8 protein-coding genes are annotated in these 4,581 nt (G+C 61.1%); 2 read left to right on the forward strand and 6 right to left on the reverse strand.

What is annotated here, in order from left to right:
* The 3 genes from EOA27_RS23465 to EOA27_RS40880 form a co-directional block, all read right to left on the reverse strand.
* Positions 1-519: metallophosphoesterase (locus tag EOA27_RS23465; protein WP_127257352.1), on the reverse strand; the 519-nt coding region annotated here is incomplete at its 3' end.
* Positions 512-1,318, reverse strand: coding sequence for a hypothetical protein (locus EOA27_RS23470; protein ID WP_126079160.1), 807 nt, complete (start codon positions 1,316-1,318; stop codon positions 512-514). The genes EOA27_RS23465 and EOA27_RS23470, both read right to left, overlap by 8 nt.
* 113 nt (positions 1,319-1,431) lie before the next feature.
* Positions 1,432-1,593: a hypothetical protein gene (locus EOA27_RS40880; RefSeq protein WP_189341621.1), complete on the reverse strand. Its 162-nt coding sequence runs from the start codon at positions 1,591-1,593 to the stop codon at positions 1,432-1,434.
* Positions 1,594-1,930: 337 nt separating this feature from the next.
* Between EOA27_RS40880 and EOA27_RS23475 the strand changes: the two genes are divergently transcribed.
* Positions 1,931-2,113, forward strand: coding sequence for a DUF982 domain-containing protein (locus tag EOA27_RS23475; protein WP_245467247.1), 183 nt, complete (start codon positions 1,931-1,933; stop codon positions 2,111-2,113).
* Positions 2,114-2,159: 46 nt separating this feature from the next.
* On the opposite strand, the gene EOA27_RS23480 is transcribed toward EOA27_RS23475, so the two are convergent.
* The 3 genes from EOA27_RS23480 to EOA27_RS23490 form a co-directional block, all read right to left on the reverse strand.
* Positions 2,160-2,414 carry a hypothetical protein gene (locus EOA27_RS23480; RefSeq protein WP_127257355.1) on the reverse strand — a complete coding sequence of 85 codons (255 nt, stop codon included), beginning with the start codon at positions 2,412-2,414 and terminating at the stop codon, positions 2,160-2,162.
* An 87-nt stretch (positions 2,415-2,501) separates the two neighbouring features.
* Positions 2,502-2,717, reverse strand: coding sequence for a hypothetical protein (locus tag EOA27_RS23485; protein ID WP_126062589.1), 216 nt, complete (start codon positions 2,715-2,717; stop codon positions 2,502-2,504).
* A gap of 603 nt (positions 2,718-3,320) precedes the next feature.
* Positions 3,321-3,710 carry a response regulator gene (locus EOA27_RS23490; RefSeq protein WP_126062591.1) on the reverse strand — a complete coding sequence of 130 codons (390 nt, stop codon included), beginning with the start codon at positions 3,708-3,710 and terminating at the stop codon, positions 3,321-3,323.
* A gap of 107 nt (positions 3,711-3,817) precedes the next feature.
* Here EOA27_RS23490 and EOA27_RS23495 point away from each other — a divergent pair, with 107 nt between their 5' ends.
* Positions 3,818-4,561: a Crp/Fnr family transcriptional regulator gene (locus tag EOA27_RS23495; protein WP_126079162.1), complete on the forward strand. Its 744-nt coding sequence runs from the start codon at positions 3,818-3,820 to the stop codon at positions 4,559-4,561.
* Positions 4,562-4,581: the final 20 nt, after the last annotated feature.

Consider the following 4,581-nt stretch of genomic DNA (forward strand, 5'->3'; position numbering starts at 1 on the left):
GTGAAGCACCACCAGCGTGCGCTTGGCGCGGACCTGCCGCATGGCGTTCTCGAGCCGCATCGCCTCGTTGACGCTCTCGGCCACCATGGCCTTGATCGCGGGCTCGCCGAAAGAGCCAAGCATCCTCGGGCCGAAGCCGCCGACAAAACCCTTGACGCCGACAAAGCCGACTTCCATCACCTCCGTCGCTTGCCCATCGAGGAGATAGACACCGGCCTGGCGGAGCGTCGCCGCGATCTGGTCGACGCAGCCGGATTCGTAATCGTGGTTGCCGAGCACCGCGACCACGGGAATGGAGCAGGCGCGCAAATCCTCCGCGAGGAGCTCGGCCTCCTTCGGCTTGCCGAGATTGGTGAGATCGCCGGTGAGCACCAGGACGTCTGCTTCTCGGGAAACCTCGCCGAACAGGTCGCGGTAGGAAGTCTGCGCATCTTCCTGAACATGCAGGTCGCCCATGGCGGCAATCTTGACCTTGCCGTTGCCGCTCGCTTTGCGGCCCGTCCTGCTTTGTTCAGCCATCGCGGAATTCTCCAACGCCGCCGACGCCGGCGAAGCCCCATTCCTTGACGTCGATCTCGTAGTCGACCTGCGACAGAAGCCGGCCGCGACAGATCTTCATCCGCGGCGAAGGCAGTTGCCGCTGCCTGGCGAGCCGGTCGAGCAGATTGTCGAGCAGCCAGTCGGGAATGTGGTCGCGTTCGCTGGGATAGATCCATCTGAAATTCAGCAACTGCATCAAGAGCACCTCCCAGTGGGTGTCGAGATAGGAGAGCAATCTTTGCCAGTCGATCTGCTCATGCGCCTTGAGTATGGTATGGGCGATGTCGGCGCCGTCATGCCGGCCCCTGTCCTGGATGAAGCATTTCGACCAGATAAGCTCGGTCGGGCCGATGATCCTGACCCGGCTGCCCAGCAGCTCGACCTGGCGGGCATGCTCCAGCCACTGGTCCTTGACCTGCATGGTCCCGTTGGCGGACGCAAAGATCACGTCGAAGAAATGCGGGCCCTCGAAGACCTTGCCCAGCCAGCGGTCATCCTCGATCACGACGGCGTAGCCGATATCCTTGAAATGGGTGAGGATGCGTGGGCAATCGCCGGGCTTGCAGAAGATGTCGAGGTCCTTGGTCTGGCGCACGACACCGGTATAGGCGCTGACGGCATAGGTCCCGGCGACCAGAAAAGGAATGTCGGTGGCGGTGAGCTCGCGGATTGCACTCGTGTAGAACGCTTCCGCCTCCGCGCTCTTCAGCGTCGGCTCCGCCTTTGCATCGATAACCGGCAGCGTCGCCAGCACTCCCGGTAACTCGTCATTGGCCATCAACCGTTGCTCCGGCTTTCGATCTTCATTCCCATGTTTCGGTAAACAGCGGCAGACCGACGTTGTTCCGCGCTTGACGTCACGCTTCGACGAGCTTCGCCAGGACAGAGGCGCTAGTCGCCTTCGTCCCGGTACAGACGCTGGGTTGCCCGGTCGCTCTCGCGCCGCTCTGCCGGTCCGCGGCGGCGGCGGGTAAGGAGAACGTAGACGATCACGAGCATGAGAATGAGGGGACCGCCCGCGACGACGATGAACCACAAGTCGGTGCCTGACATTGATCTTCCTTCCCGGACTGAAGGCTGTGCTCCCGCAAGCAGAGGCGCCGGTGGTGCGCTAACCGGTGAAAGGTTCAAATGTTCCGCTTTCGGAACGGAGACCGCACATCAGTCGTTGGTGGCTTGAACACGCTGGCAGCTCGCCTGACCCCGTAGGGATGAAGCCCGACCTGCGTTTTCGTCCGTGACACAGGATTGCAGGCCGGGCCTGGCCTAAGTGAGGGACAAAGGCCAACCTATGTTGCACGATGATTGCGCCGCCGCCTTAACATAGGTTGTTGATGGCGGCGGGGATTGAGCGCTTCTCTTTGGGCGAATGGTCAGCGGTAAAGCGATCATGCGCTCAAAACGCATCAAACGTTTTCGCAAACCGGTAATCGTGCAGCCCGGCCGGATCGATCGTGATCGGGTGGTGGTCACTGTGCTGGATGCGGCCGACGTCCTTCTGCATACCTGGCCGAAGCCCAACTCCCGCGCCCGGCATCACGCCATCAGGGCGTGGCGCGCCAGGCTTTCGTAGACGCCGCAAAGGACGCCAGGATTTTCCTGGGCGACCAAGCCTGACGCTATTTCTGGCCGCGCGCTTCTGGCCGGGTGCCTTGAGCACTTTGCCAAGGCGGATCAAGGCTTCTGTCTCGCCCGATCTTGGCCAGCAACTGTCGGGACTGCTGCAGCAAAATCCGACTTCTGGCGATAGCGGAACCGGTTTCGCCGATCAGACGCTCCGCGCGTCGGCGGGTTTGGAGAAGATGTTCCAGGTCGAGCTGGATGCGAGGCGAGCGCAGATCATCCATGATGCCGAACACCGGGGGAAGCCGCATGTTCCCCTCAGCCGCCAAACCGCTCCAGCGCTGCCATGATAACTCTCAGCGGCCGATGCAGCTCAGGGCGGACAAGAGCGGCGCACATCAGGTACCACCTGCGCCTGTTTGCCCGCTGGCCGGGTGCTGCAACGCTTGCTTGACGGCTTCAATCAACGCCGGCGGGCAGGGTTGGCCTTCGTAGAGATCTTCGTAAAGCGAGCGGACTATGTCCTCTATCGACACGGACGGATCGGACTGCACGAGCTCGCGCGCAACAGCCTTGATGTCGGAAAAGTCATAGCCATTGGCAGCGGAGACCATTTTGTTCTCTTGTTGCTTGGCTGAGCGCCTCGCGGGCGTCCCCAGGCGCCACTCAACCGGGTCCGCCGGGTGACGCTGAAGATATCTGCGCCCGGCTCAGGTCCCCGACAATAACGCAGGTTAAAGCGACTCTTTCCGGGCTCGGATAAATTTCAACCCTGGCTTACAAGACGGTGGCAACCGAAGAGAGCCGGAGGGCCCGCCTAACTCTACCCCCAGGCGAGGCGGGCCCTTTTTGCGATCGGGGTCTTGACCGCGCCCAAGCTTCCAAAGAATTTCCGCCTCCCTCGCATGGGTTAATGCGTGGCGAGGCAGGGCGCAATTATCAAATGCAAACATAACAAAAGCGCGGCTAAGGGAAGGTTGCGGCGTGATCAAATATTATCCTGTGCGGCTGAACGAGCTTATAGAACACTACATGGAAACGCGTTCCTCGCAGCGCACGCCGGTGTCGGTCGCCGCGGCCACGAGGGCCATCTTGACCGTCATGCCGGATTGCTCGGTCGAGAGGCCGCAATTGAGCAACATGATTGCGCGATCGGCCGTCAGGCATGGTTACGCCGTGAGCTTCGATTTGACGGCCATCTAGTCCGCACCAACCCATTATCGATCGCAAGGGATCGGCAGCGACTCGCGCGTCATGTCCACAATGTGGTGCGCCAGTTCCGTTGCGTCGCAAGGTTTTTCGAACCTGCGAATCTCAGCAAAGCGTGGGGGGATGGCAGCGGCGTCATAGCCGGTGGCGAACACAAACGGAAGCCGCCTTTCCAGCAGCGCGTCCGCCACGGCAAAGTCGATGCCACCGGCCAGATCGAGATCAAGTATGGCGGCGTCGACGCAATCCAGGTCAAGGGAGTTCAAGGCCTTGTCACGGGTCGCGAAGGGTCCGATGACCGTCAGCCCGAGCCCCAAGAGGGCTTTTGTGATATCCTCAGCCAGAAAATACTCGTCTTCCATGACCAGAACACGAGCGCCGGCGAATTTCTCGTTCATGGCAAGCCTCCCGAGCGGAGTCATTTGGACCGTCTTACGCGGTCCGACATTAACATAGGTAAGGTCGCCGCCGCATCATTGTGTGTATCACGGGAAAGAGGACTGGGATGAGGCGACCTCTGATCCGCAAGCTTGAGAAATTCACGCGGCTTTCGCAGGCCGACAAGGAGATGCTGGTCAGAATTGCGGCGCAACGCGTCCGACGCTTCGCCGCGCGCGAAGACATCATCCACGAAGGCGAGAAACCTGAGTTCATCAACCTGATCAACGAGGGCTGGGCCTGCCGCTATAAGACCCTCGAGGACGGGCGGCGGCAAATCATTGCTTTCTTCCTCCCCGGCGATCTCTGTGACCTCAACGTCTTCATCCTGAAAGAAATGGACCACTCGATCGGCGCCATCACGCCAGTCGCGGTCTCGGAGATTTCGCGCGCCGCCTTCGACGAGATGATGATCGGACATCCGCGCATCACTCAGGCTCTGTGGTGGGAATCGCTGGTCGCGGCGGCGATCCAGCGCGAGTGGACAGTCAACCTCGGCCAGCGCGATGCGCTCGAGCGGATGGCGCATCTGTTGTGCGAGCTGTTCATCCGGCTGGAGGCCGCCGGCTGCACAAGCGACAGCAGTTGCGAATTCCCGTTGACGCAGACGGAACTGGGCGAGACGCTGGGCATGTCGACGGTTCACGTCAATCGCACGCTGCAGGAGCTGCGCGCCTCGAACCTCATCGTGCTGAAGGACAGGACGCTGACCATTCCCAACCTCCAGGCACTGCAGGATGTCGCGCTGTTCAATCCCAATTATCTGCATCTCGATCGCGAGGGCAGGCATCTCGACGCCAACGAGGAGTGATGTCCAAGGGCCCGCCCAAC

This window comes from Mesorhizobium sp. M2A.F.Ca.ET.037.01.1.1 (genome assembly GCF_003998075.1).
Taxonomy (GTDB): Bacteria; Pseudomonadota; Alphaproteobacteria; order Rhizobiales; family Rhizobiaceae; genus Mesorhizobium.

Bases quoted from the DNA above. Each gene is read 5' to 3' on its own strand.
- EOA27_RS23470 (WP_126079160.1), bottom strand. From the start codon at position 1,318: ATGGCCAATGACGAGTTACCGGGAGTGCTGGCGACGCTGCCGGTTATC.
- EOA27_RS40880 (WP_189341621.1), bottom strand. From the start codon at position 1,593: ATGTCAGGCACCGACTTGTGGTTCATCGTCGTCGCGGGCGGTCCCCTC.
- EOA27_RS23475 (WP_245467247.1), top strand. From the start codon at position 1,931: ATGCGCTCAAAACGCATCAAACGTTTTCGCAAACCGGTAATCGTGCAG.
- EOA27_RS23480 (WP_127257355.1), bottom strand. From the start codon at position 2,414: ATGCGGCTTCCCCCGGTGTTCGGCATCATGGATGATCTGCGCTCGCCT.
- EOA27_RS23485 (WP_126062589.1), bottom strand. From the start codon at position 2,717: ATGGTCTCCGCTGCCAATGGCTATGACTTTTCCGACATCAAGGCTGTT.
- EOA27_RS23490 (WP_126062591.1), bottom strand. From the start codon at position 3,710: ATGAACGAGAAATTCGCCGGCGCTCGTGTTCTGGTCATGGAAGACGAG.
- EOA27_RS23495 (WP_126079162.1), top strand. From the start codon at position 3,818: ATGAGGCGACCTCTGATCCGCAAGCTTGAGAAATTCACGCGGCTTTCG.